The organism is Paraburkholderia graminis (assembly GCF_003330785.1).
Lineage (GTDB): Bacteria > Pseudomonadota > Gammaproteobacteria > Burkholderiales > Burkholderiaceae > Paraburkholderia > Paraburkholderia graminis.
This window is the reverse complement of record NZ_CP024934.1, coordinates 1,684,630-1,710,372: the sequence shown is the minus strand read 5'-3', so window position 1 is coordinate 1,710,372 and position 25,743 is coordinate 1,684,630. Positions and strand designations below refer to the sequence as shown.

Below are 25,743 nucleotides of genomic sequence, written 5' to 3'. Positions count from 1 at the left end.
AGAAGCGTTTGCGTGGCGCCTGAATGGCACTTGCTGCTGCACTAAAAGACTCTCTCGGGTCCGGCTTGTTCAAGGCTGAGTCCGACGGGCTTGTGTACCGTGCCAACGAACTACTGCGAGGCATTCTAACACCCGTCTCGCACGCCACGCGGGCCGTCAATAGTCGCCAGGAAGCGTCGCCGGCAAGCCCGCGCGGGCTCGTTTGCGGCGTGTTTAAGCAGCTTTTGAGAAACGCTTGACAGCCTCGATGCTGTCGCTATAATGTCGGTCTTTGCTGTTCATCACCTGCCCAGGTGGCGAAATTGGTAGACGCACTAGGTTCAGGTCCTAGCGGTGGCAACACTGTGGAGGTTCGAGTCCTCTCTTGGGCACCAGGATTCAAAATTGAAGCCGCCTCGGTTCATCGGGCGGCTTCAGTTTTTATGTAGAGCGGTAATGTTGTTTGTTTCGGTTCAAGGCGTGGGTTGGCGGCGGGGATTGACACGCTGCATCATCCCGCTAAAATAGCGGTCTAGCTTCAAGACGTGCCCAGGTGGCGGAATTGGTAGACGCACTAGGTTCAGGTCCTAGCGGTGGCAACACCGTGGAGGTTCGAGTCCTCTCCTGGGCACCAACAGTTGTTCCGGCTTGGTTTTAGCTCAAGCCGCAGTAGTTCGAGAAACCCCGTAAGGTTAAAAACTTTACGGGGTTTTTTGTTTTTGCAGGTCTCGGGCGTTGCACCGACATCGGTGATTTTTTGCGTTTAGACGCAATCGGGATGTTGGACCATGCTGGTCAGACGACAACAAAACCTGACTGCTCCGCTATCGACGACCGAATACGGGCGGACGAAACCTACCGGAAAGCGGAGTTTGTCGTGCGCGAGTACCTGACTTACGCACTCCGCAACAAGCCCATCTCGACGCTTGCCACATCTGAGGTCAAGCCCGTATTCGAAGCGATTGCCTCTCATGCGCCTAACCTCGCGACCAAGGCACGGCAGTATGTCGGTGGCATCGTGACGTACGCCGTCAAGAACGGACTGCACGCAGATGGCGCCCCCTTGATACCGACATACGCCGCTTTTTCACGGCCTCCGGGCTTCGTCCACTGCGCCAACGAGTTTTCGAAACCGGTAGGCGCACGCATCGTACTTTTCCTTCATGGCTAACTACGCGCGTCTGATACGCCGAAAGCCGGTGCACGCGCTGAAAAACGAATAGTGCAGTACCTGGACGCTAAAGACCTGTCGTCCATAGCCGATATTCAGTCACCGCGCGACCGTACAACGTGGGTAAGTCCTGGCAAATACGCCGACTCCACCGCAAGCCTTTGACCCGGATTTTCCGCCGGCCCCACATCCCTAAACTGGAAACTATCAATGCGTCTCGTCCCGATTTCAGCCATCTGCGTCGTCCTTCTCTCAGCGTGTGCGGGAACTCCGACCACGAATCCACTACCTGCCGACCGCGGACACGAAGTGGCCACGGTGCTCACTGCCGGTGTAAGCGATCTGCAGATCGATGCAGGATCGTTCGACATTTCTGCCGAAGCGAAGCAGGAAGTCGTCGGGGCATTCCGTGCCGAGTTGACGAAGATCGGTGTGCCCGTCGCTGCGTCCGGTGCGCCGGTCGTTCTTCACGTCACGGAATTCAAGACGCGGCCCGCCGCGGCACGAATCATGTTTGGTGCACTGTCCGGCAGCGACCACATCAAGGGAACGGTGACGGTCGCGGGAGCCACGTTTGAGGTGGCCGACACAGGCGTCACCATGATGGGCGGCCTGGGTGTCGTCGCGAGAAACGTGGGCAAGCAAACGGCAGACGGCGTAGGACAACTCGCCGGTGTGGCCACCCGATAGCAGGCGGAACATTCGCGCGCGGTCAGCGCATCCGCAGACCGCGCATAACCGTTGAAGAGACGATGAGAAGGAAGCCATCACCGGACATGTGCGATGCGCAAACCGAATCTTCGGTCGATGCGGCGATGCTTCGACGGGCGCTCGCTCCGGGGAACGTCCCCCACAGTCTCATGAGGCCGCAGTCGCCCCCTTCCGGTCGGCCAGCCGCAGACTTCGAGCGGCGGCTATTCGAGGATGAGCTGCCGCACACGGCCACAGGCACTCCCCATTCAACCGCCTCCCCCGCCACTCATCCGCAGATGCGGTCGCGGTCATGAAAGCGTTGCATCCAGTAGGGAAAGGGAACCGACGGCTCAGATACTTTATCGAGCCGGGCACACTGTTCGGCGGTTAATGCGAGATTCTGTGCGTCGAGGTTGGCTGCGAGTTGCTCGCACGTGCGGGCTCCGACGATGACAGAAGTGATCGGCTCGCGCGCAAGCAACCAGCCTAACGAGACTTGAGCCGGCGTGGCCGCCAGTTCGCCGGCGACTTCACGCAATACTGCGAGGATCGGCTCCGCCCTGACTAGATCGACCGGCGGAAAGTCGAGTTTCGCACGCCGCCCGGCAGCTTCGCCATTCTGCGCGTACTTGCCGCTCAGGTAGCCACCTGCGAGCGGACTCCAGACCAGAAGGCCCATTTTGTTTGACGCGGCAACCGGCATGATTTCGTGTTCGATATCGCGGCTCGTCAGCGAATAGTGCACCTGATTGCTCACGACATGAGCCCGATCGGTACGGGACGTTATGCCGACGGCTCGTTCGAGATCGGCTGCACTGAAATTGCACACGCCAATGTGACGGACCTTGCCTTGGGTGACGAGATCGTCCAGCACACGAAGCGTCTCGTCGAGCGGAACGAGCGCGTCACGGTCATGCAACTGGAACAGGTCGATGTGATCGCGACCGAGTCTCTTCAGGCTTGTCTCGACCGAGCGCATGATGTGCGAGCGGCCCAGTCCCACTTCGTTCTGGCCCGTGCCGGTGCGTAACCGAACCTTGGTCGCGACGAGCATTCGATCTTCGTCCAGCCCCAGCGCTTTCAGCACATGGCCAACGACCTCCTCTGAGCGGCCCTGCGAATAGGCGTCCGCCGTGTCGATCAGATTGACGCCACGCTCCACGGCCATCGCGACGAGCCGGGCGGCCTGATCGCTTTTCAAGCCGGCAATATTGCCCCAGATGCCCGAGCCGGCACCGAAAGTCATTGCGCCCAGGCTCAGCCGTGAAACGCGTAGACCAGTTCTGCCAAGCGTGCTGTATTCCATCGTGTATTCCTTGTTTGAACGAAAACCTGATGCATCGGTAGAGCAAGGCCCTGAGTCCACGCGCCGCGCTATCGGCTCTGGTCAGGTTCGACGCGACACAAGCTCGCCCAGAACGGTCTCCAGTTCGACGTGGCCGCGCAAGATTCCATCGGAACTGTTTTCGAAATCGATCCAGCCTTCGTTGAAGCCGTCCAGCATGCGCATGCGCGGTAGAGGATGCTTCATGCCCTGCGTGCGGAACAGCGCTTCCCACGTCTGCCTTTCGACGACTTCTGCACGTACCTGACGACGCAACACGCCGGCGAAAGCCGCTGCGAGATCGTTAGGACTGACCCGGCGTGGACCTTCAAGCTCGACGACGCGCACCCCGCGCCACGTCTGCTGCAGCAGTTCCGCAGCAACGCGGCCTACGTCCGCGGTGGCGACCATCGGCACCGGCTTGTCGAGCGGCTGCAGGTAACTGGCGATGACGCCATCGTCGCTTGCAGACGCAACATCCCATGCGGCGTTCTCCATGAACCAGCCAGGCCGAAGGAACGTCACGGGCATCGGCATCTCGCGCAGCGCCTGCTCCATCAGCGTGCGTTGAGTGAGCAGGTTGACTTCGTCGGCCTGTGCGCCGATCGTCGAGAGGCAAACAACCTTGTCGGGCCGTGCCTTCAGTAGTGCTGCGGACACAGCGTCAATCACTGTGCGCGCTTCCGGAAACCCGGGCTCCGGATCGAACTCCGAAGGCGGCAGGATGAAAACGCCCGTCGCGCCTTCGAACGCGGCGGCGAGTGACGAAGCGTCTTCCATGAAAGCCGTCGCGATCTCGCAACCTCGTTCTGCCCACGCCTGTGCCCGCGTCGCATCGCGCACGACTGCGCGCACCGGCTGACCAGCAGCCAGAAGTTCGCGGGCCAGTGCGCCGCCCACCTTGCCGGTGATTCCTGTGATTGCATACATTGCTCGTTCTCCTGTGTGGATATATCGGGTGACGCAGCGTCGACGTGCCGACGGCCAATCGCTCACGCGCGACGCAAACCGTCGTAAAACGCCTGCTCGAACTGTCCGTAGAGATTCACTACGCGCGCATCGTAGAAGGGCAGCATCTGCGTAAAGAGTGATCCGGCGACACGCTTGACCGGATCCACCCAGAAGTAGGTGTTCAACAATCCGGCCCAACTCACGCTGCCTGCGCTTCGTCCGTGGGGTCCTTGCTCTGTATTGATGTCGAACGACAGCCCCCACTTGTGCGCGGCGCCCGGAAACTGATCGAAGCTGTTCGACCACGACGGCTGCGCCGTCCTCATTTCCGTGACCTGCAGATCGCCAATGTGATTGCGGAACATCGTCGCGACGGTGTCGCCGCGTAGCACGCGTTCGCCGCGATACGTGCCGCCGTTCAACAGCATCTGCAGAAACGCCATGTAGTCGCGCGGCGTGCTGAAGAGCCCGCCTCCGCCCATGAAAAATTCGGGGCGCTGGTTGATCTCGAACGGCTCGGGCGCGAGTGAGCCGTCCGCCTGACGCCTGTGCATGGTGGCGACGCGCTGCTTCTGCTTGCTGCCGATGAGAAAGCCCGTGTTGCGCATGCCCAGCGGATCGAAGATGTGCTCGCGGAAGTAGACTTCCAGCGACTGATCGGTCACGGCCTCGACCAGTTTGCCGACCCAGTCCATGCTGATGCCGTACTCCCAGCGCTCGCCCGGCTCGAACTCCAGCGGCGCCGCGAATGCACCGTTCATCGAATAGCCGATGTCCGCCATGCCCGTTACCTTCTCGTACCGGCTGAGCTCGTCGCTCCAGATGCTGTACGTGAAGCCGGAGGTATGCGTGAGGAGATGGCGCACCGTGATCGCATTGCGCGCAGGACGCAGCCTGGGCTGCCCGGAGACGTCGAATCCGTCGAGGATTTGAGGCGACTTCAACTGCGGCAGGATGTCGCCCGCAGGTTGATCCAACCGCAGTCGGCCCTGTTCGATGAGCTGCATGCACGCGGTTGCGGTGATCGCCTTTGTCATCGACAGGAGCCAGAAGACTGTGTCAGGACTAATGGCCTCGCCAGTGCGGGCGTTCGCCCGGCCACACGCTCCCTCGTAAACCAGTCCGCGGTCGGTTGCGCCCATGGCGACAACAGCGGCAACCGTGCCGTCGTCCACCGCCCGTTGCAAGCATTGATCGATCGAACTGTAGGCCGGGTGATGCGCCAGCGCGGCGTCGCCACGAGCGCGCTGCGATACTGCCCGCGCGTCGCGGCTCGCGACGCCACCAAGTGTCGCGAGAGCCAGCAGGCTCGACGCTCCCTTCAGAAGACGGCGACGATCTGTTTGAACTGCCATTTTTCGTTTCTTCCCGAATGAGTGAATGAAGCGCGGCATCGCAGTGCATCAGTGATTGGCGAAAAACGCGCGCTGTGAGCGGTTCCCGTTGAGGCGTCCAGCGGATGTCTCGGTGAGACGTATTCTGGACAAGCACCAAACAAAACAAAATGACATGGATGTCATCAGATAAGTGACAATGAGTCACCTATTTGGCATGATCAACGGAGACTCCGAACTGCTGCGCGGCGCAGCGTTCGCTTTCACCTGGTCGATCGCGCTGCGCCACGCGCATTAACTCGAGTAACCATGAGATCCAGTAGCGAGAAGCTTTCCGGCAGCATTAGCGTGTTCGCCGCCGTAGTGGATGCGGGAACGTTTGTGGCCGCTTCGGAGGTGATAGGAATGACGCCGCCGGGCGTCAGCCGGGCGATTGCGCGGCTGGAAAAAAGGTTGAACATCCGGCTCTTCAGCCGGACAACGCGCTCCGTCTCCCTGACTGAAGAGGGCCGCCGCTTTTACGAGCAGGTCATGCCCCATCTCGCCGGATTGGAAGAAGCAGCGGCCGCTGCGGCAGGTGGCGCGTCCGCTGTGCGTGGAAAGCTGAGAATCAATCTGGATCCTGTCGTCTACCGGACCATTCTCGGGCAACAACTCGATGCGTTCATGGACGCACACCCCGAACTCGAAATCGAGTTCATCGCGCGAGACAGTCTTGGCGACCTCGTCATGGACGGCTTCGACCTCGCCGTGCGATTCGGCGAACCCAAAGCGTCTACCCTGATCGCGAGAAAGCTGCTCGACACCCGCATCGTGACGGTCGCGGCGCCCTCGTACATTGCTCGCTGGGGACGGCCGTCAAGACCCGAGGACCTCAAAGGCCGAAGCCACCGATGCCTTGAATTTCGCAACCCGGAGACAGGCAAGCCGTTCCAGTGGGAATTTCATCGCAAGCGAAAACGCATTGTGGTCGACACTCAGGGACGACTCACGGTCAACGACCCGGGCGCTTTGCTCAACGCATGTCTCGCCGGTTCCGGAATTGCGCAGATGTTGCTGCTCGGCGCCGAGCCCCTGATTGCCGACGGCCGGTTAATCAATCTCTTTCCCGAATGGGTAGACGAACGGTATCCGTTATACGTCTACTACGCATCCCGGCACCACGTGCCGGCAAAGACCCGCGCTTTTCTTGACTTCGTGATCGAGCTGACGCGCAATCACGCGCGCCTCGGCACGCGCTAGCGCCGTTGCGGGGTACATCGGCACGAATGTCTATAGCCGGACCTCGTCAAAACCTGGCAGCGCCCCGTCCGTTGAGCAGGTCATGCGGGAGTTCGGCAGTCTCTATGACGCGTATGACGCAGTCGGGCACGTGCCGAAGCTCGCCCCGAGCGCTCTGCAAACAGGCATGCAGAAAGGAAGTCTGGTCCTGGGGCATTCACCGTTGTCTGTCGCCACGGACAGACGTTCCACCGCGCGGCGTCCGGCACGTGGATTGCTGCATACGTAATAAGAATGCGGCCGACGGCTGCATCTCTATTCTCTCTGACTAAGGAGGCAGAAATCATGAGCAAGGCAACGAGCGCGTTACTCGCGGCTGTCGCCGCACTCACGCTGTCCGGCGGCGCCTACGCCCAGGCCGCCGGTGGCTCCAGCGGTAACGGTTCGACAGGCAGCACGGCTAGCCCCGCAAACCAGGTGAATAGTGCAACGGGCGGCTACGGCACACCGGGCACCACCAATTCGGACAGCGGCATGTCGGGGCATCCCAATTCGGGGCTGCCGAGCAGCGTCAATAGCGATTCGACTTCCGGCGCTACCGCACCCGTGGGTGGCAACAACACCTTGGCGACGCCGAGTGTGAAGTCGCCGACATCGGGTAAGTAGAAGCAATTTAGTTGACTATCGGTGGCGATGAAGCCACCGTCGGGACCCGCTGTCGCGGTCTGGCACGAAATGAGACTGTTGCCCGCGCGACAGCGGGCAGCCCCCCGCGTCGTCGTGAAATTCCCCCATTTCGCATCGAAGGCGGCGGTCGATGATCTGTTACTCCTCAAGCTCGATCCTTCCTACCGCAGCGAACTGCTGCGCCGTTGCGGCGCAAAGGCGCCTATCGAACTGCCGCTGCGCGCGCGTTCGCTGAAGTCGCTACTGAAGTAAGTCAGGGCCGGTAGACGTGATTCGCTCATGCACAAGCTTTTGTGCGCAGCCGCCCAAGTCGTTGCATTTTGTCGCCCGTACGATCTGCCATCGGTAGCGCCGCACCGACCGCATACTCTTACGGAGCCAAGCCAAGCATGCTTCACGAACTGCCAGCCATTACACGGAATGTCCACTGGGGCTACTTTGACGCGGCGCTAGCGCCCGCACTGATCGTCGAGAGCGGCGACTTCGTGCGCGCCGAAGCAATCACGCATCATGCGGGCGACGCGCCGGACCTGATGATGGACGACACGGTGCGGGCGCTTTACGACACGATTCCGGAATCTGACCGGCAACCTGGTGTGCATCTTATGACGGGGCCGATCTTCGTGAGAGACGCAAGACCCGGCGACCTGCTCGAGGTGCGTTACCTGCAAATGAACCCGCGCTTCAATTACGGCTCGAATCTCGCCGCGCACTGGGGTCATCTGTTTACCGACTTCGACAAAGAGCGCGTCACGATCTATGAACTCGATCAGACGTCCAATACGGCTCACGCATTGTATGCATACGACTACCCGGGAAAATATCTGGTGCCGGGCAAACGATCGGAGGTCCGGGACTGCTGCCGCGAACTCGCGCTCGAAGGCATTCGTGTGCCGGTGCGCCCTCACCTGGGCACTGCAGGCGTCGCGCCCGACGTGGCTGGCCGCGTGAGCACCGTGCCTCCCGGCGCGCATGGCGGCAATATCGATAACTGGCGCATCGGCGCTGGATCCACCATGTATTACCCGGTCGCGGTGGACGGCGGTCTCTTCTCGATTGGCGATCCTCATGTATCGCAAGGCGATGGCGAGATTAGCGGCACCGCAATTGAGGCCTCGCTCAATGTGATGTTCCAGATCGTGCTGCGGCGGGACTTTACATTTCCTTCACCGCTGCTGGAGACACCGGATTACTGGATCGTCCACGGTTTCGATGAAGATCTGAATATCGCAACCAGAAACGCTTCACGCGACATGTTGCTTCTGCTTACCGAACGGCAAGGCTTATCACGCGACGACGCCTATTCGCTGATGAGCGTTGCGGCCGATTTCTCCGTGACGCAGGTGGTCGATGGCCGTCAGGGCATTCACTGCAAAATCCCCCGCAGCATTTTTCCTCCGAAGAAACAACCTCGCGCGTGAGCTGTGCGTGCGCGCTACGGCGGTGCGTCCACGCACTGCCGTAGCGCAGCGCTGCGGCGCCAACCGGGCTGTTATCGATGGCACGGACATTGCCCTTGAACAACTCGACTGACGTTCGTCAGCGTACGGGAGCCTTGGGTTGGATCTACAGCGTTTCACCACCGAGTCATACGCCGAGACAGATCGCCTGCGAGCATGGAAAGCGGAGCTGGGCCGATTTGGCCTGCGTTCCGGCGCGCCTGGGGCAGCCGCGCCCCACTTGCATGGCACGATCAGGTCACGCACGTCGACCAACGGCTTCGAGTTGATCGCACTCGCCGCTTTCGCGCAAACCATCGAACTCAACGTCGACGGCGCCGACAGTCTCCTGATCGCGCTGCATATCGACGGCTGCCTGACGCTTGTCGCCGACGGTGCGAGCGAGAGCGTTGCTACCGGCGATATCGTCTATGCTTCCTCGCGCGAGGAAGCGCTCCTGTCGTTCGCGTCAGACTTTCGAGCGTTTGTGATCCGCGTGCCCCGCGCTGCGATCAACGCACGTCTTCTTACACCGTTTTCATTGCGTGCCGGGCGGTTGCCAGGAGACGCCGGTATCGGCCATGTGTTTTCCGGCTTTCTGCGCTCGGTTGCGGAAAGCGTGGAAACGTTGTCGCTCGACGAGTTGCGTCCGCTGGAACTCGCGCTTGCGGAGTTCCTCGTCGCGTCTCTCGTCGGTCATGACAAGGAAGGCAGCTTCAGTGGCCTCACTCCCTCTCAAGCCGCCCTTTTTTCGCGGGTGTGCCGAACCATCGAGGCCAATTTAGCGGATCCGGATCTGGGGCTGACATCGATAGCAAAACAGGAGCGCGTCTCGCCGCGTTATCTACAGAAGCTGTTCGAAGCCGTCGGACAGAACTTCTCGACTTATCTGCGCTCGCGCAGGCTGGAGCGTTGCCGCGCGGATCTGGTCAATCCTCTATACGAAAAGCTTTCCATTGCCGATCTCTGCTTCCGCTGGGGTTTCAACGACGCTGCGTATTTCAGCCGCGCCTTCCGGGAGCAATATCGGGCATCGCCGCGCACGTTCCGGCACGAAGCGGGTCTCGAACTGGCGCGCCATCTCGTGCAGCGTATCTCGCGCGGCTTGCCCGTCAACGCGGGGAACCTGCTCGTACATGCACAACTCGCCGGCCAGGGTGCCGTTCAGGAAACCGCGGACGAGCCGTACTTTACGACGCAACCCGAAGCTCCTTCCCCATCGCCCACCCGCGAGTCCAGCAAGCCGCGTCATCATCTATTGCGCGCGACGGCCAATACAATTCATTGGGGTTACTTCAGTCACGATCTGAAGCCCGTGCTGGAAATCGACAGCGCAGACACCGTGACTATCGAAACACTCACGCAACACGCGGCGGATGACTGGGAGCGGATGGTGCGTGGCGATCCTGGCGCAGAAAGCGTGTTCCACTGGACCGCGGCGCGCAAGAACGTGAACCGCCGCGGCGCGGGCCCCATGGACGCGTCCATTTACGGACGTGGCGCAGGAGAAGGCTTCGGCGTGCACATCTGCACCGGACCTATCGCCGTGCGCGGAGCGCAACCCGGCGATGTGCTGGAAGTGCGCATCCTCGACATTCACCCGCGGCGTTGCGCCAATCCAAAATTCGCCGGCCGTGCGTTCGGCAGCAATGCTGCCGCGTGGTGGGGATTTCACTATCGCGAGCTGTTGACCGAGCCGAAACCGCGCGAGGTCGTCACCATCTATGAGCTCGATGCGGACGCAACCGACAGTGAGACCGCCTGCGCCCGCGCCGTCTACAACTTCCGCTGGACGCCGCAGCGTGATCCTTTCGGCGTGATGCATCCGACAATCGATTATCCTGGCGTGCCGGTCGATCATTCGACAGTGGTCGAGAATCACGACATCCTGAAGAATGTCCAGATTCCGGTGCGTCCGCATTTTGGCGTGATCAGCGTCGCGCCGCAGCAGGATGGGCTAATCGATTCGATTCCGCCTTCCACCTTCGGCGGAAATCTCGACAACTGGCGCGTCACCCGCGGCGCTAGCGTGTTCTTGCCGGTCGGGGTGCCCGGCGCCCTCCTCTCCATTGGCGACCCGCATGCGTCGCAAGGAGACTCGGAACTCTGCGGCACCGCGATCGAGTGTTCGCTCACCGGCGAATTCCAGGTCGTGCTTCACAAGAAAGAAACGCTCGGCAACGAGGTGTACGCCGACCTCACGTATCCATTAGTAGAAACCGCAGACGAATGGGTACTCCACGGCTTCAGCTATCCGAACTATCTGGCCGAGTTCGGTACGAGCGCGCAAAGCGCCGTGTACGAGAAATCCACGCTCGACCTCGCGATGCGCGACGCTTTCATCAAAACGCGGCGCTTCCTGATGACGACCAAGGGCCTGTCCGAGGACGAGGCGATTTCGCTGATCTCAGTCGCGATCGACTTCGGTGTCACCCAGGTGGTAGACGGCAATTGGGGGGTGCACGCGATCATCCGGAAATCGCTGTTCTCCGCGTGACGTAGCAAGCGGCGGCCTCGATACGCGCGCGTACAAGAGTTTGTTCGCAGCAAGCTCGATGCGGCGATTTTGGCTTCCGTACGATGGGTCCTGACGTGAACACAGGCGTACGCGCCGTTCGACAGGACACTGCACCATGGATTCTCCCGCATATCGCGCGCTGGCCGGCCACGGGCGCTTTGATTATTCGCCGATCGGCGGCCGCCCCGTCTATCGCTGGCCCGACGGTTCCCGCCTCGCCGTCTATATCGGTTTCAACATCGAACACTTTGCGTTCGGCGAAGGACTTGGCCCGACCATCGGTCCAGTGATGCCTGAGCCAGACGTACTGAATCACGCATGGCGCGAGTACGCCTTGCGCGTGGGAGCATGGCGCTGTCTCGATCTGTTCGATGAGCTCGCACTGCCGGTAGCGGGCATCATCAATACGGCGCTCTATGATCACTGCCCTGACCTGGTCGCCGCGTTCGCCCAACGTGGCGATGAACTTGTCGCCCACGGCCATACCAATTCAGACAGACAGGGAACGCTGTCCGAGGCCGAAGAACGTGCGCTGATCGTGGCATGTCGCGAGCGGATCGCCGCGGAAAGTGCACAGCAGCCAGCGGGCTGGTTATCGCCATGGTTGTCCGAGAGTCATGTCACCAGCGATCTCGTGGCGGAAGCGGGTTACCAGTACACGCTCAACTGGTGTCACGACGATCAACCCACGCGCCTCGTTACACGCAACGGTCAGCCGCTGTGGGCAATTCCGTATCCGGAAGAAGTCAACGATATTCCAATGATCCTCGCGCGTCAGATGGACGCAAGATCGTTCGCCGATCTGGTGATAGATCACTTCGAGGAGATGCTGCGACAATCCGCCCGCGAGCCGCTGGTGATGGGCATTGCCTTGCATGCGTACCTGGCAGGACAGCCGCACCGCCTGCTTCACTTGCGGCGGGCACTCGAGCATATCGTCCGCGCGCGCGACGAAGGCCGGATCTGCATCACTACGCCGGGTTCGATCGCAAGTCACATGGACTTCCTTGGCCACTGACTCCCCCTCTTCCCGCATCGCCATATCAGCCGTTTAACCGATGTTTTGTTCAACCTCATCAAGGTTCGCCATGTTCATGCCAAAAGCATTCAAGCTTCTCTTATGCGCTGTCACCAGCCTTCTTCTCGCACAAGGCGCGTCCGCGCAATCGTGCGAACCGTCCAAAGTGGCCCAGAAATATCCGTCGCTGGCCGGAAAGACCATCAAGATCGGCGTCGATCCGGAGTCGCCGCCTTATGCGTTTCGTGACAGCAAGGATTTCAACAAGATTATCGGCGCCGATGCCGACATGGCTCGCGCCGTGTTCGATTGCGCGGGCGTGAAAACGGAGTTCTTCACCGCCGGCTGGCCCGGGCTGCTGCCGGCCCTGCGCGCCGGACAGATCGATGTCATGTGGGACTTGCTGTACTACACGCCCGAACGCGCGAAGGAAACGACTTTCGTCACGTATATGCAGGCCGGTACCGGCGGCCTGGTGGCCGCCGGCAACCCGAAAAAAATCGATGACATCTCAAAGCTCTGCGGCCTCACCGTCACAGCAGGCATCGGCACAGTCGAACTCACGATGGCGCAAGCGCAGGCCGCGAAGTGCAAGGCCGAAGGCAAATCCGACGTGACCATCATGACTTCAGCCGATATCGCCTCGGGTGCGCGCCTCGTCGCCAGTCATCGTGCCGACGTGATGATGTACGACCTCGCGCTCGTCGACGGTCTCGCGAAACAGAACCCGCAGCTCTACACCCGCGGCTTCATGGTGACGAGCGGCATGAAGATCGGCGTGGGCGTGAAAAAAGGCAACGCCGACATGATCGCTGCGGTGTCCGATGGACTCAGAATCATGCAGGCCAATCAGACTCAGAAGAAAACGTTCCAGCAGTACGGCGTGGATCCGTCGCTGGAAATGTCGACCACGTTGCTTACTCAATAAAGGCTGCCTGCGCGGCACACCGTCCAGTGTGTCCGTAGCGTCATGAATCAGGTTCTGACATGAAGGCATCGCGTATCAAACAAAACGTCGTCGGCACGCTCGTTGCGGCCGCCATGCTGGTCTTTCAGCCGGCCATGGCGGCCGGCCTGAATGGCGTCCAGGTGCTCGACGGTTTCAGGGAACTGGCGGGTTATGTCGGCTCGCCGTTCCTGCTCGGCGGCGCGTGGATCGCGGTGAAGATCACGCTGATAGCGATGTCGATCGGGCTCATGCTCGGCCTCGGCCTTGCACTGATGCGGCTCTCGCGATTCAGGACTTTGAACTCGGCGGCGTGGGGCTATATCTGGTTCGTGCGCGGCACGCCGCAACTGCTGCAGCTCGTATTTATTTTCGACGCGTTGCCGCTGATCGGTCTGCGCTTCGACGAAGTCTCGACTGCGGTTATCGGCTTCGCACTGAACGAGGCGGCGTTCAGCGCCGAACTGTTTCGTGCCGGCATTCTGTCGGTGAACCGCTCGCAATCCATCGCGGCCGCGGCGCTCGGCATGGGACCGTTGCTGACATTACGCCGCATTATCCTGCCGCAGTCCATGCGGGCGGTGATCCCCGGCCTCGCCAACGACACCATCGGCATGTTGAAGCTAACCTCGATCGCCTCGGTCATTTTCGTCAACGAACTCACCTTTCGCTCGCAACAGGTCGTCGGCCAGAACTTCAAGTTTTTTACCGTGTTCGGCGCAGCGGCGGTGATCTATCTGTTCCTCACGAGCGGAATTTCACTGGTTCAGGTGTGGCTCGAACGCATCTTCGATCACGAGCGCGACCGGAAACTCACATTCTCGTGGTTCGGACTGCGCGTTTCGACGCCCGATGCGAAACCGCCCGGCGCTCCGGATCTCGCGCCAGTCGCCGCTCAGGAGATGGAACCGAATGGTCACGCGTGGATCGGCACGCTGCTGCCCGCAGAAAGCCGCACGCCCCGGCATCGCGACGAACCGTTTGTCGCATGCAGGAACGTCTGGAAGTCGTATGGCAAACGCGAGATTCTGCGGGGCGTCGATCTGTCGATTGCGCATGGCGAAGTGGTCGTCATTCTGGGTCCGAGCGGCTCAGGCAAAAGCACGCTGCTCAAGCTCATCAACCATCTGGAACCGCTCGACTGGGGAACGATCAAGGTCGATTCACGGTATGTGGGTTATCGGGAAGTGCCGGGCGGCGGCGGCACGGTTCGGCCTCTGCACAACCTCGCACGCGCACGCGCCGAAGCGCGCGTCGGCATGGTATTTCAGCACTTCAATCTGTTCAGTCATTTGAGCGCGCTGGACAATATCGTCGAAGCACAGCGGCAGGTCTATGACGTGCCGCGCGCCGAAGCACAAGCGCTCGGCCGCGACCTGTTGAAAAGCGTCGGCCTCGCCGCCCATGCGGATTTTTTGCCGCATCGGTTATCAGGCGGACAGCAGCAGCGGGTGGCGATTGCGCGGGCGCTCGCGATCAAGCCCAAGCTGATGCTGTTCGACGAGCCCACTTCGGCGCTCGATCCAGAACTTGTCGGAGAAGTGCTTGGCGTGATGCGTGGCCTCGCCGATGCCGGCATGACGATGATCGTGGTCACCCACGAAGTCCGCTTTGCCCGCGATGTCGCCGACCGCGTCGTTTTCATGGATGGCGGCGAAGTCATCGAGCAGGGGACGCCGCAGCAGGTCATCGACAACCCGGTTCACGAGCGCACCAGAAAATTCCTTAACGTCGTCGCTAATTGAATATGAGGCTCTCATGACGGACTTCGAAACTTTCAACCTTGGTCGCGTCGTGCTGCAGTCCGGCGCGACGCTGCCCGACATGCTGCTCAGCTACAAGACCTATGGCCGGCTGAATGCGGCACGCGACAACGCGATTGTCTACCCGACGTTTTATAGCGGCAGCCATCTGGACAATGAATGGTTGATTGGCGAGCACATGGGACTCGACCCGCGTGAGTACTTCATCATTGTGCCGAACATGTTCGGCAACGGCGTATCGAGTTCGCCGAGCAACAATCCGCCGCCTTATGACCGTGGACGCTTTCCGCGCGTCACGCTATACGACAACGTCGCGATGCAATATCGCCTTGTGACCGAGAAGTTCGGCATTGAGTCGCTCAGGCTCGTCACCGGCTGGTCGATGGGCGCGATGCAGGCGTTCCACTGGGCGGCGATGTATCCGCGAATGGTCGAGCGCATTCTGCCGTTTTGCGGAGCGGCACGGTGCTCGCGGCACAACTTTGTGTTTATCGAAGGGCTCAAGGCACCGTTGCTGCTGGACCCTGCATTCCACGACGGGTTCTACGACACACCGCCCACGCGCGGAATGCGTGCCGCTGCCCGTGTGTTTGCGGGCTGGGGATTTTCGCAGGCGTTTCTGCGCCAACGGCTCGACATGGAAGCAATGGGATATGGCTCCCTCGAGGACTTCATTACCCAGTTCTGGGAGGGCGATTTCCTGAAGAAAGACGCGAACAACATCCTGTCAATGATGTGGAGCTGGCAACACGGCGACATATCCGCGAATTCGCTGTATAACGGCGATTTCGATCTGGCGTTGGGCAGTATCACCGCCAGGGCAATCGTGATGCCCGGGCGCACCGATCTATATTTTCCGCCGGAAGACAGTGAGTATGAAGTGTCGAAGATGCCCAATGCACTGCTGCGGCCTATCGAGTCAGTCTGGGGGCATTTTGCAGGCGGCCCAGCGGCCAATCCCGTCGACGTCAAGTTCATCGACAATGCAGTAAGGGAAATTCTGGCTATGTAACGCTCCTGGAACATATCGACCTATTCGCTGATGATCGAGCAGTTCGCTTGCCGGAACTCAGGAGACTCGGAGACCGTTAAGTTGATGATGCAGCGGTTCGCCGGAACGCCAGGGGGAACGGTACTTCAGTGCCGTATGCGCGGTGCCGCGCACGAGCCTCGCATCACCAGTTCCGCGTCCACCGTCAATCTTCGTCGCGGCAGTTTTGGGTTGTCCAGCCGCTCCATCAGGAACCTCCCCGCCGCCTTGCCCAACTGGTCATGACTCCAGCGCACCACGGTGAACGCAGGCGTGGCGAGAAGCGCAACGTCGCTGTCGGCCCCCGCGATGACCGATAGGTCTTGCGGTACCACAAGTCCGCATTCCCGCGTCGCCTGCATTACACCGGGAAGCAGTGACGTTCCGCCGGCAACGATGGCCGTGGGCGGCTCGGCCAGCTCGAGCAGATGGCGTGTCTCTGTATAGCCGGCGTCGCGTGCAAACGTGGCGTGTCGAATCAATTCCGGTTCCAGCGTCAGCCCGCGCTCGTTGAATGCATCGCCGAACCCCTTCAGGCGGCTTTGAGTCGGATGCACGCCTGGCTCGCCAGAAATGAGTGCAATGCGACGATGCCCAAGGTCGGCAAGATGATGCACCGCTTGCCGAACACCCGCGGCATGGTTGACCGTGACCGAATCCAGCTCGGCAGGCATCTCACGGTCCAGCAGCACGACTGGAAACTGCACCTCGCGCAGCATTGTCAGAAGGGCCGGGTCTTCTTCCGACGAGGTAGCGATAACGAGGCCATCAATCCGCCTCTGCTGGAATCCGAGCAGCAGTTCCAATTCCCGCTTGATGTCGTGATAGCTGGACGCAACCATCAGTGAGAACCCGAAACCCTCGATCTCCTTCTGCATCGAGTCCACGAACATACTCAGCACGGGCACGGTGAAGTCGCGCATCACGCAGGCGAATGTCATCGACCTGTGATTGCGCATGCTTTGGGCCACCATGTCCGGCACATAGCCGAGTTCGACGATGGCCGCCTTCACGCGCTTGCGCGTATCCTCGCGGACGTTCGGGTGCGCGTTTATCACGCGCGAGACGGTTCCGAGACTTACGTCGGCCAGAAGCGCTACATCACGGATTGAAGGCTTGCGCTCGTCGTCAGAAGCCGTATCCGCCGAAGTCCGGCGTGGAGAAGTGCCTTTCGATTCTGTGCTCATTGGTTGGAACAGGCCTTTGTCAAGCCATTGGAAGAAGCGCCTGGGACTCACTCGCCCGGCCTCCCTCGGTACGAGCTTGCGGCTTTTGCCAGCGTGGCTCCTGCCCGCCGGTTTGCCCTGCGGCATGAAACGTTCCCAATGTTCCGGGCTCGGCCGGCTTTGTCAAGCAGGCTGTAAAAAGCCGCTTTTCCAGGGAACCACCGCCTTGACAACGATAATTGACGCTCTATATTGGAAACGTTTCATTGAAGATCCGCATCGAGTGCAAAAGCTGCTTCTCTTCAGATCTTTTATTTTGGAAACGTTTCATTTCAATAGCGAGACACCGTGACGGGCATTACCATGACTGAACAACGAAGCACCCGAGGGCTCCCGCTCGAAGACATCTGTGTGGTGGAGATTGGGCACAGCCTTGCGGCACCGTACGCGGGCATCATCCTGGCTCACCTTGGCGCCCGGGTCGTGAAGATTGAGAACGCTGCCCAGGGAGATTACGCCCGCGGATGGGGGCCGCCCTTCATCGACGGCGCGTCCGCGCTCTTTCACGCAATGAACCACGGCAAGGAAAGCATCAGCGCCGATTTTGGCGACCCGGCCTGCGCGAGATCGATTCGGGACTTCATCGTCGAGAATGCGGACGTGGTCCTTCAGAACCTGAGGCCCGGCAATCTCGACCGTTATGGCCTGGGTGCACAGGACCTGACGGAACTCTGTCCGTCGCTCGTCTATTGCAACCTTGGAGCCTTCGGAGCCACAGGCCCTTTGCGCAACAAGCCCGGTTACGACCCGTTGGTGCAGGCCTATAGTGGAATGATGAGCATCGTCGGACATGCAGACGATGCGCCCAGCCGCGTCCCCGTTTCGATCAACGACATGGGCACGGGGATGTGGGCCGTCATTGGAGTTCTGGCCGCGCTGCGAGATAAAGGCCGTGACGACCCAGAACGCGGTCGGATTGTCGACGTGTCGCTCTATGAAACCGCCCTCGCCTGGATGACGGTACCTCTGTCGGACTGCCTCGCCGGCGGTCCGGAGCCCACCCGCATTGGTTCCGGTAGTCCGAACATCGTGCCTTATCAGGTCTTCGACTGCACCGATGGCGCAATCCTCGTCGCCGCGGGTAATGACACGCTGTATCGGCGTCTGTGCAATGTCATGGACCTGCCCTCGCTCGCCGACGATCCTCGATTCTCCACCAACGGAGACCGCGTTCTGAACCGGAAGGTGCTCATTCCGCTTCTCGAAGCCAGGTTCGCGCAGAAGCCCGCGGGAGACTGGCTTAATGCGCTCGAGGCCGGATCGATTCCATGCGGCCCGTTGCAAACGGTCGATCGCGTGGTCACAAACGAACAGACCGCGTCTCTCGACATTCTTCGCCGGACGCCCGACGGACGCACTACGACCGTCGCGCTTCCCGTTTCTTTCGACGGCCGGCGCCCACCGTTGCCCGGCAATACACCGGGGCTCGGCGAACACAACCATCTGCTGATCAGGACGCCGGCACACGACCGTGCTGACGACCTGTTGCGGCAGGAAAGCGATTGACGCCAGTTGCATCCTCAAAGAGGCAGATAAAGACCCAGGTAAACGCCGAAGTGAAGGTCCGGATAACGATTCAAATAGAGTTGCACACACACTTCCATCAAGGATTCCCGGACGTCGGCCTCATGCGGCAGGCGAACCGGGACAATCAGGAGACAGCAATTGAGCCAGACCTTTCTTGAACCCACGCCGGCGCCATCGGACGAAATGCCGGCCGTCACGGCCGTGAGCGCGGATGAACACAAGCTTTATCTCCGCGTCGCGCTTCGCATCGTGCCGCTGCTCTTCGTTTGCTATGTGGTCGCATTCCTCGACCGCATCAACGTCGGCTTCGCGAAGCTGCAAATGCAGGACGCCCTTGGTTTTAGCGATGCGGTATATGGTCTGGGCGCGGGCATCTTCTTTCTTTCGTATTGCCTGCTCGAAGTGCCCAGCGCTTTGCTTCTGAAGCGCATGGGTGCGAAGAAAACCATCGCCCGGATCATGATCTGCTGGGGGATTGTGGGGATGTGCACGGCATTCGTCACCAACGTGACCGAGTTTTACATCGTCAGGCTGCTGCTGGGCGTATTCGAGGCGGGCTTCTTTCCTGGCGTTATTTTCTATCTCAGCTCCTGGTTTCCGGAGAACCGGCGCGGCGTCATCATCTCCTGCTTCATGGTTGGATTCCCCATCGCCGGTCTTGTCGGCGGTCCCGTTTCCGGCTGGGCGATGACGGGGCTGGCGAACGTCGCGAACATGGCGGGATGGCAATGGCTTTACATCGTCGAGGCACTGCCCGCGGTCGCGCTCGGCATCCTCACGCTCTTTATCCTCGACGACAACATCGACAAAGCCAAATGGCTGACCGACGCGGAAAAGAACACGCTGCGGGAAGGCTTCCGGGTCGAAACCGAACGCAAGCGCAAGAACCACCAGGACGGGCACGGCACTCTTGCGCAGGCTCTTGCGGACCCGAAGGTCTACATGCTTGCGTTCATCGACTTTGCGTTTGTTTGCGGCACCTATTCCGTCACGTTCTGGTTGCCGACCGTCATGAAGAGTTCGGGCATATCCAATCTGTCGCAACTCGGGTGGCTATCGGCCATTCCTTACGGAATGGGCGCGCTGGGAATGATCGTCATCAGCCGAAGTTCCGACCGGATGCTCGAGAGGCGCTGGCATGCAACCATCGCCGGCGTGATAGGCGCGATAGCGCTTCTGCTGGTATCGCAGTCGATGAGCTCGGCCGTCGTGACCCTCGCGCTGCTGACCGTCGCGTGCGTCGGCATCTTTTCGATAAACGTGCTGATCTGGTCGATTGCTGCCGACTATCTTCACGGTTCTGCCGCGGCAGCGGGCAGCATCGCGTTCGTGAACTGCATAGGTTTGCTTAGCGGGTTTTGCAGCCCATTCGTCATCGGATGGTTGAAGACAATGACAGGCACGCTCAATAGCGGCCTCTACGTCATGACGGCCGTTCTCTTTCTTGGAATCATCGTCATGTTCGCAGGATTCAAGCCCAGGGCGGTCAGGTCAGCGTAGACGCCCCAGAGGCCGCATCCAGACGTAAGCAGCAGCAACCGGCCTGTTTTCCCTGAACGATTCACCGGGTGGGCCTTCGCAAGCCCATTCAGGATCAACGGTAAAGAAACTCTCATGCACAAAATCGCCATCCTCGACGACTATCAGAATACATCGATGAAGTTCGGTAACTGGCACGGTCTACGTGAGCATGCCGAAATAACGGTCATCACCGACCATATCGACAATGAAGACGCTCTGGTCGAACGGCTTGAGCCGTATGACATTCTGTGCGTCATGCGGGAACGGACCTGGTTTCCGGGAAGCGTCCTCTCGCGACTCAAAGGCCTCAAATTGCTGGCAAGCACCGGGCCGTGGAACGCCGCGATCGATATCGAAGCCGCGGACGAACTCGGCATCACGGTCTGCGGGACGGCCTCGTCGCTCACCGCCGCGGCTGAACACACATGGGCGCTGATTCTGGCCGCGGCACGCCACATCCCGACAGAAGTAAGCTCGTTCAGAAACGGAGGATGGCAAGTTACCGTCGGCCGGGACCTGAACGGCAAGACGCTCGGTGTGCTTGGACTAGGCTATTCGGGAAGCGTGACCGCACGCGTCGCACAGGCCTTCGGCATGAAGACAATCGCATGGAGCCAGAACATGACTGCGGAGTCCGCGGCGAGCCATGGGGCTCAGTACGTATCGAAAGAAGAATTGCTCGCCTCCAGTGACATTCTGTCTATTCACGTTCGCCTTTCGGAGCGCACACGCAATATGATTGGTGAACACGAGCTTTCTCTGATGCAGCCTCACGCGCTGCTCGTCAACACCGCGCGCGGCCCGATCGTCAACGAGCAGGCTCTGATTGCCGCGTTGAACCGCAAGCAGATTGCGGGTGCCGCCATGGACGTATTCGATGTCGAGCCATTGCCCGCGAATCATCCATACCGGACCATGGACAACGTCATAGCAACTTCACATATCGGCTACGTCACCGAAGGTTCTTACGAGTTCTACTATGGCGAATCGGTGGAAAACATCCTTGCCTGGATTGAAGGCAAACCGATTCGCACGCTGACCGCAGCGAAGCGCGAAATCAGCTACCAGACGGTTCCCTCCTGACAAGGTAATCTACCGGAAAAAGCGGCGGTGTCCCGCCGCATTTCTTCGACAGGCAGGCCGACAAACGTAGCTGCACCGTCTTGTGTCGTCCGCTCGATACGAGCGCCCTTGTCTGTTCGTGTGCGACCACCTGATCGACCGTTTGAATCGGGCCACAAGAAATACCGGCCTCGTCGAGGCGTTCAAGCCAGTAAGCAGCGGCCTTCTTGCCAAAGGCACGCTGCAACAGGTCGATAAGTTCTACACGGTTACTCACTCGTCGAGTGGAAGCTGCCTGGTCATCTGCATACTCCGTTTATATGCTGTCACCGGCTTACGTTGCCTCCACGGCGACTTCATATTTCTCCGGCTGGATCGGCCCCAGGTCGAGCTGATAGATGCGGACTGCCGCCTCGCGACTGATGTAGCCGTCGGCAACATCGGCGAGCACCCGCGCGCGCTCGCGCTGCCGTGGCTCGCCGAAACCGCCGCTGCCTGCCGGCTGCACGACGACCCGGTCATTCCGGTAGACCACCGTCTGGCCGCCCTTTGCAGGTACGGCCACCTCCTGGCCGTCCGCGCGCCGTACCTTGCACACAAACGGGCTGCCGGCGAGGCCGCCAAAATGTCCTTCAGGCGCCGTATAACCGCGCTCTCCCGAGACCGTAAAGGTGGCTTCGTCATATTCGACCCGGTACACGCGGCGAGAGGTCAGCCCACCGCGCTGCCGGCCGGCGCCACCCGTATCCGATACGAGCGACCACTCTTCCACCAGCAACGGCGATGTCCGTTCGATCATCTCGATCGACTGGCTGCCAGCGTTGCCGACATAGACCCGGATCCCGCTGACCCCGTCCTTGTCTGGCCGCGCACCCATGCCGCCGGCGTGAACGTCATGCATCGTGACGAATTTTTCTCCAGTCTCCGCCACTCGCCTCTGATTCGTATCGCGTCCGCTAAAGATTCCCGCGCAGGCCGCGCAGTTGCTTTGTCCGAGGATGCGATCCGGGACGGCAGGCGCAAGAGCCTTGAGAAGAAGGTCGATCACTCGCGGCGAGGTTTCGGTGTTGCCCGACACGACAGAGGCCGGGTACTCGCAATTGAGGACACTGCCTTGCGGAGCAATGATGGTCACGGGCCGATAGCAGCCCTGGTTGATTGGAATGCTAAGGTCCGTCAATGCCTTGACTGTGAACCAGGTGCTGTTGCAGGTGACTGAAAACGGACAATTGATCCCGCCGCGCACCTGAGCGCCTGTCCCCGTGAAGTCGAAGGTAATGTGGTCGCCCTTCACGGTAACGTTCACCTTCAGGAGCGGTCGCTCGTGCTTCCATCCTGGCGCCTCGATCGGGTCGAGGAATTCCTCAGCTTCATAGACGCCGTCCGGGATCTTCGCAATCTCCGCGCGGATGAGCTTCTCCGAATGGTCGAGACTCTGGCTCATGACTTCGCGCAATGCATCGGCGCCATATTTCGCCACCAGCTCGGCAATGCGCCGGTCGCCCACGTACGTGCCGGCGTACTGCGCCTGGATATCGAGCCTTAATTCATGCGAGTTTCTGCTGTTGCGCGTGAGTATTTCCAGTACGTCGCGCACCGGCTCGTCGTTCCGGTACAGCAGAACCGGCGGAATCCGGATTCCCTCGGCGAAGACGTCCCACGTCGCAATCGCATAGCTGCCCGGCGACTGACCGCCAATATCGGTCCAGTGGCCACGCGTCATCACGAAGGCGACGATCTCGCCGCCGACAAAGACAGGGCGCGTGAACTGCACGTCCGGCTGGTGATTGCCGCCCCCCACGTACGCGTCATTGCTGACGATCACATCGCCAGGCCGCAGATTGTCGCGGCCGATCGCCTCCACCGACACGCGCGTGGAGATCACGGCCGAACCCAGCATCGTTGGAATGTCGTTGCCTTGAGCCACGAGTTGCATATCCGCGTCGAAGATTGCGGCCGACGAGTCGCCACTCGCATGCATCAGCGGACTTCCCGCCGTGCGCATCATTGCAATCTTCATTTCGCGCGCAACCGCATACAGGCTGCTACGGATGATTTCGTATGTCACGATGTTCATGTTCAGGCCGCCAGTTCGATCACAAGGTTCAGGTCGTCGTCGACGCGTGCTGTATGCGATTCTTTCAGGACCGCGCAACTGCTGTGCTCTTCGATGACGGCCGGGCCGTCGATCTGGGCGCCGACCGGAAGCCGGCTGCGAGCAAAGACCGGCAAGGCCCTGACAGTTCCATCGATGTACACATCGCGTGTTCGCACAGGAGTAACCGCTGCTTCCTCATCCGAATGCGCGACGCCGCCTTGCCAGCCGCTCGTCGCAATGAGTTGCAGCCGCAAGTTGGCGACCATGATCGTCTTGTCCTTGCTTACGAAGTTCCATAGACGCTGATGCGCCGCCTCGAAGTCGCTCGCGAGCGCAGCGCACGATGCGCCTTCCGGGACGTCTACCGTGATGACATCCGGTTGACCGACGTAGCGGCAATCCGCGAGACGCACAGCGCGGGTCGCATTTGCCTCGACACCGTGGCGCCCTGCTTCGCTTCGCCCGAGCGCAAGCAGTTCGCTGAATTCCGCGTGCAGTCTTTCGTCGCCGAGCTGGGCGAGGTCGCATTCGACCGGGCGTTGATAGTCGTACTGCTGGTCGGCGACCATCATGCCGAACGCGCTGAAGAGGCCCGGCAGCGGCGGAATCACAACGCGGCGAATCCCCATTTCATGAGCGAGGTCTACCGCATGTACAGGGCCCGCGCCGCCATAACAGATGTACGAGAATTCACGCGGGTCGTAACCCCGCTCCACCGTCATGATGCGGACCGCCTGCGCCATCAGTGCGTTGGTGACGGAGCGAACCGCCTGCGCCGCCTCCGGCACGCTCATGCCCAAAGGCCTGGCAATGACTTCGTCGACGACGCGCCACGCCACCTTGGCGTCCAGCTTGAATTCGCCCCCGAGAAAATTGTCCGGGTCGATATAGCCAAGCACGAGATTGCAGTCGGTGACGGTCGGTCGGGTACCGCCGCGGCCATAGCATGCGGGACCCGGGTCGGCGGCGGCGCTCTCGGGTCCGATGCGTACGCCGCCACCCGCGTCGATCCAGACGATGGAGCCGCCGCCCGCACCCACGGAGTCGATGTCGATGCTGGGAGAGCGCACTGTGTAGCTGTGCAACAGGCTTTTGTTCCGGATCTCCGGTCTGAAGTCGCGGATGAGCGAAACGTCGAACGTCGTGCCGCCCATATCGCCAAGAATCGCATTGCGCAGGTTGCCCCGCTCGCAATTGCGGATTGCAGCGCTAACACCGCCCGCAGGCCCCGACTCGAGCAGCACGATCGGACGGTCAGCGACGCGCGCCGGGCTCGCGAGCCCACCGTTGGATTGCATGAACAGAAACTTGCCGGCAAAGCCAAGCTGCGCAAGCGCATCCACCAGACGGCCGATGTAGCGCCCGCACACCGGTCCGAGCATTGCGTTAATGACGGTCGAACTGGTCCGCTCGTACTCCATGGCTTCAGGGTTGACTTCGTGCGAGGCGCACACGAACCGGTCCGGCAGCATTTCGCGCAGCGCGCCAACGGCAGCCCTTTCATGCTCGGGATTGACGTGCGCGTGCAGGAAACACACAGAGACCGCTTCAACGTCTGAGTCACGGATGTGCGCGGCGATCTGCGTCAGTTCCTCGTGCGAGAGCGCTGTCTCGACGCTCCCATCGAAACGCAGGCGCTCCGTTACCTCCAGTCTCCAACGACGCTCGACCAGCGCCCTTGGGTTGTCGAACAGCAGGTCGTACAGGTCGGCACGGTCGTGACGGGATGCACGCCTCAATTCAAGAATGTCCCTGAACCCGCGCGTGGTGACCAACGCAGTTTTCGCGCCCGTGCCTTCGACCACCATGTTCGTGGCCATTGTCGTTCCGTGGCCAAGGAATGAAATATCGCCGCTCTTCGAGCCCGAGATTTCGAGAATCCTTCGAAAACCTTCGACCGTCCCCAGGACGCGGTCTTTAGGCGTCGTCGGCACCTTGGTCGACCACACTTTTCCGGTCGAGTCGTCCACCATGACGACGTCGGTGAAGGTCCCGCCGACGTCTATTCCTATTCGTTTCACGCTTCGTTGTCTCCGTTGACAAACATGAGCCTCCTCGAATACCGGTCGGACGTCGACGAGCCATTCGCGGAATGAGCCTCCCGGCGCCGTCTGCATGCATCGAGGCGGAAATCGCGAGTACACTGCGCGACAGTGATTCGCGTGAGTTATCGCCTGGCGTCGAATGCATCGTGTGATCCGTCCGAATACGTTGCATCGACGTGCGCGCCTTGCA

The 25,743-nt window shown here is 60.6% G+C and carries 21 protein-coding genes and 2 tRNA genes; 16 read left to right on the top strand and 7 right to left on the bottom strand.

All coding sequences use genetic code 11. The features are described 5' to 3' along the window. Window positions 1-287 precede the first annotated feature (287 nt). From CUJ91_RS07585 to CUJ91_RS07570, 4 genes are all read left to right on the top strand, one after another. Window positions 288-374: transfer RNA gene (locus tag CUJ91_RS07585), tRNA-Leu, on the top strand. 152 nt (window positions 375-526) lie between these two features. Further along, window positions 527-613 (top strand) — tRNA-Leu (locus CUJ91_RS07580). Between the two features lie 144 nt (window positions 614-757). Then, window positions 758-1,150 carry a phage integrase central domain-containing protein gene (locus CUJ91_RS07575; RefSeq protein WP_244230986.1) on the top strand — a complete coding sequence of 131 codons (393 nt, stop codon included), beginning with the start codon at window positions 758-760 and terminating at the stop codon, window positions 1,148-1,150. Between the two features lie 309 nt (window positions 1,151-1,459). Beyond that, entirely contained in the window at window positions 1,460-1,840 is a 381-nt protein-coding gene (locus tag CUJ91_RS07570) for a hypothetical protein (protein WP_181324911.1), read from the top strand. Window positions 1,841-2,129: 289 nt separating this feature from the next. Here CUJ91_RS07570 and CUJ91_RS07565 read toward each other — a convergent pair whose 3' ends face one another. The 3 genes from CUJ91_RS07565 to CUJ91_RS07555 form a co-directional block, all read right to left on the bottom strand. Next, complete coding sequence (locus CUJ91_RS07565; protein WP_107708275.1) at window positions 2,130-3,149, bottom strand: aldo/keto reductase; 1,020 nt, start codon at window positions 3,147-3,149, stop codon at window positions 2,130-2,132. 81 nt (window positions 3,150-3,230) lie between these two features. After that, window positions 3,231-4,097: an NmrA family NAD(P)-binding protein gene (locus CUJ91_RS07560; RefSeq protein WP_053858245.1), complete on the bottom strand. Its 867-nt coding sequence runs from the start codon at window positions 4,095-4,097 to the stop codon at window positions 3,231-3,233. 62 nt (window positions 4,098-4,159) lie between these two features. Next, window positions 4,160-5,473 carry a serine hydrolase domain-containing protein gene (locus CUJ91_RS07555; RefSeq protein WP_107708276.1) on the bottom strand — a complete coding sequence of 438 codons (1,314 nt, stop codon included), beginning with the start codon at window positions 5,471-5,473 and terminating at the stop codon, window positions 4,160-4,162. Between the two features lie 288 nt (window positions 5,474-5,761). Here CUJ91_RS07555 and CUJ91_RS07550 point away from each other — a divergent pair, with 288 nt between their 5' ends. The 9 genes from CUJ91_RS07550 to CUJ91_RS07505 all read left to right on the top strand — a co-directional run bounded on the left by CUJ91_RS07550 (window position 5,762) and on the right by CUJ91_RS07505 (window position 16,056). Then, window positions 5,762-6,694 carry a LysR family transcriptional regulator gene (locus tag CUJ91_RS07550; RefSeq protein ID WP_029969346.1) on the top strand — a complete coding sequence of 311 codons (933 nt, stop codon included), beginning with the start codon at window positions 5,762-5,764 and terminating at the stop codon, window positions 6,692-6,694. A gap of 324 nt (window positions 6,695-7,018) precedes the next feature. Further along, a complete protein-coding gene (locus tag CUJ91_RS07540; RefSeq protein ID WP_053858247.1) occupies window positions 7,019-7,339 on the top strand; it encodes a hypothetical protein in 321 nt (106 codons plus the stop codon). A gap of 114 nt (window positions 7,340-7,453) precedes the next feature. Next, window positions 7,454-7,612, top strand: a complete 159-nt coding sequence (locus tag CUJ91_RS34130) for a hypothetical protein (RefSeq protein WP_161966568.1) — start codon at window positions 7,454-7,456, stop codon at window positions 7,610-7,612. 137 nt (window positions 7,613-7,749) lie between these two features. Beyond that, a complete protein-coding gene (locus tag CUJ91_RS07530) occupies window positions 7,750-8,781 on the top strand; it encodes an acetamidase/formamidase family protein (protein WP_006050995.1) in 1,032 nt (343 codons plus the stop codon). Window positions 8,782-8,920: 139 nt separating this feature from the next. Beyond that, complete coding sequence (locus CUJ91_RS07525) at window positions 8,921-11,296, top strand: acetamidase/formamidase family protein (protein ID WP_006050996.1); 2,376 nt, start codon at window positions 8,921-8,923, stop codon at window positions 11,294-11,296. Between the two features lie 136 nt (window positions 11,297-11,432). Then, a complete protein-coding gene (locus CUJ91_RS07520; protein ID WP_006050997.1) occupies window positions 11,433-12,335 on the top strand; it encodes a polysaccharide deacetylase family protein in 903 nt (300 codons plus the stop codon). A gap of 76 nt (window positions 12,336-12,411) precedes the next feature. Continuing rightward, complete coding sequence (locus CUJ91_RS07515) at window positions 12,412-13,263, top strand: ABC transporter substrate-binding protein (RefSeq protein WP_232292322.1); 852 nt, start codon at window positions 12,412-12,414, stop codon at window positions 13,261-13,263. A gap of 59 nt (window positions 13,264-13,322) precedes the next feature. After that, on the top strand, window positions 13,323-15,026 hold the full coding sequence (locus tag CUJ91_RS35085; RefSeq protein ID WP_114156068.1) for an amino acid ABC transporter permease/ATP-binding protein: 1,704 nt from the start codon (window positions 13,323-13,325) through the stop codon (window positions 15,024-15,026). A 13-nt stretch (window positions 15,027-15,039) separates the two neighbouring features. Further along, on the top strand, window positions 15,040-16,056 hold the full coding sequence (locus tag CUJ91_RS07505) for an alpha/beta fold hydrolase (protein ID WP_029969339.1): 1,017 nt from the start codon (window positions 15,040-15,042) through the stop codon (window positions 16,054-16,056). A 125-nt stretch (window positions 16,057-16,181) separates the two neighbouring features. On the opposite strand, the gene CUJ91_RS07500 is transcribed toward CUJ91_RS07505, so the two are convergent. Next, window positions 16,182-17,261, bottom strand: a complete 1,080-nt coding sequence (locus CUJ91_RS07500; protein WP_232292323.1) for a LacI family DNA-binding transcriptional regulator — start codon at window positions 17,259-17,261, stop codon at window positions 16,182-16,184. Window positions 17,262-17,603: 342 nt separating this feature from the next. Between CUJ91_RS07500 and CUJ91_RS07495 the strand changes: the two genes are divergently transcribed. The 3 genes from CUJ91_RS07495 to CUJ91_RS07485 all read left to right on the top strand — a co-directional run bounded on the left by CUJ91_RS07495 (window position 17,604) and on the right by CUJ91_RS07485 (window position 21,431). After that, entirely contained in the window at window positions 17,604-18,806 is a 1,203-nt protein-coding gene (locus tag CUJ91_RS07495) for a CaiB/BaiF CoA transferase family protein (protein WP_006051003.1), read from the top strand. Between the two features lie 159 nt (window positions 18,807-18,965). Beyond that, window positions 18,966-20,327 (top strand): MFS transporter, encoded by a 1,362-nt coding sequence (locus CUJ91_RS07490; RefSeq protein WP_107708283.1) that lies wholly within the window; start codon window positions 18,966-18,968, stop codon window positions 20,325-20,327. Window positions 20,328-20,441: 114 nt separating this feature from the next. Further along, a complete protein-coding gene (locus CUJ91_RS07485) occupies window positions 20,442-21,431 on the top strand; it encodes a D-2-hydroxyacid dehydrogenase family protein (protein WP_107708285.1) in 990 nt (329 codons plus the stop codon). Here CUJ91_RS07485 and CUJ91_RS07480 read toward each other — a convergent pair. Genes CUJ91_RS07480 through CUJ91_RS07470 form a run of 3 tightly spaced genes read right to left on the bottom strand, consistent with a single transcriptional unit; the run spans window position 21,406 to window position 25,481 of the window. After that, window positions 21,406-21,687 (bottom strand): CoA transferase, encoded by a 282-nt coding sequence (locus CUJ91_RS07480; protein WP_244230985.1) that lies wholly within the window; start codon window positions 21,685-21,687, stop codon window positions 21,406-21,408. The genes CUJ91_RS07485 and CUJ91_RS07480 overlap by 26 nt on opposite strands. A 57-nt stretch (window positions 21,688-21,744) precedes the next feature. Continuing rightward, window positions 21,745-23,430, bottom strand: a complete 1,686-nt coding sequence (locus CUJ91_RS07475) for a hydantoinase B/oxoprolinase family protein (RefSeq protein WP_244230999.1) — start codon at window positions 23,428-23,430, stop codon at window positions 21,745-21,747. 59 nt (window positions 23,431-23,489) lie between these two features. Further along, window positions 23,490-25,481, bottom strand: a complete 1,992-nt coding sequence (locus tag CUJ91_RS07470) for a hydantoinase/oxoprolinase family protein (protein ID WP_244230998.1) — start codon at window positions 25,479-25,481, stop codon at window positions 23,490-23,492. Window positions 25,482-25,743: the final 262 nt, after the last annotated feature.

Coding starts and splice junctions, on each gene's coding strand:
- CUJ91_RS07470 (WP_244230998.1), bottom strand. CDS start 25,481: ATGGTGGACGACTCGACCGGAAAAGTGTGGTCGACCAAGGTGCCGACG.
- CUJ91_RS07485 (WP_107708285.1), top strand. CDS start 20,442: ATGCACAAAATCGCCATCCTCGACGACTATCAGAATACATCGATGAAG.
- CUJ91_RS07550 (WP_029969346.1), top strand. CDS start 5,762: ATGAGATCCAGTAGCGAGAAGCTTTCCGGCAGCATTAGCGTGTTCGCC.
- CUJ91_RS07540 (WP_053858247.1), top strand. CDS start 7,019: ATGAGCAAGGCAACGAGCGCGTTACTCGCGGCTGTCGCCGCACTCACG.
- CUJ91_RS07520 (WP_006050997.1), top strand. CDS start 11,433: ATGGATTCTCCCGCATATCGCGCGCTGGCCGGCCACGGGCGCTTTGAT.
- CUJ91_RS07555 (WP_107708276.1), bottom strand. CDS start 5,473: ATGGCAGTTCAAACAGATCGTCGCCGTCTTCTGAAGGGAGCGTCGAGC.
- CUJ91_RS07500 (WP_232292323.1), bottom strand. CDS start 17,261: ATGAGCACAGAATCGAAAGGCACTTCTCCACGCCGGACTTCGGCGGAT.
- CUJ91_RS07505 (WP_029969339.1), top strand. CDS start 15,040: ATGACGGACTTCGAAACTTTCAACCTTGGTCGCGTCGTGCTGCAGTCC.
- CUJ91_RS07475 (WP_244230999.1), bottom strand. CDS start 23,430: ATGAAGATTGCAATGATGCGCACGGCGGGAAGTCCGCTGATGCATGCG.
- CUJ91_RS07530 (WP_006050995.1), top strand. CDS start 7,750: ATGCTTCACGAACTGCCAGCCATTACACGGAATGTCCACTGGGGCTAC.
- CUJ91_RS07515 (WP_232292322.1), top strand. CDS start 12,412: ATGCCAAAAGCATTCAAGCTTCTCTTATGCGCTGTCACCAGCCTTCTT.
- CUJ91_RS07560 (WP_053858245.1), bottom strand. CDS start 4,097: ATGTATGCAATCACAGGAATCACCGGCAAGGTGGGCGGCGCACTGGCC.
- CUJ91_RS07495 (WP_006051003.1), top strand. CDS start 17,604: ATGACTGAACAACGAAGCACCCGAGGGCTCCCGCTCGAAGACATCTGT.
- CUJ91_RS07575 (WP_244230986.1), top strand. CDS start 758: ATGTTGGACCATGCTGGTCAGACGACAACAAAACCTGACTGCTCCGCT.
- CUJ91_RS07565 (WP_107708275.1), bottom strand. CDS start 3,149: ATGGAATACAGCACGCTTGGCAGAACTGGTCTACGCGTTTCACGGCTG.
- CUJ91_RS35085 (WP_114156068.1), top strand. CDS start 13,323: ATGAAGGCATCGCGTATCAAACAAAACGTCGTCGGCACGCTCGTTGCG.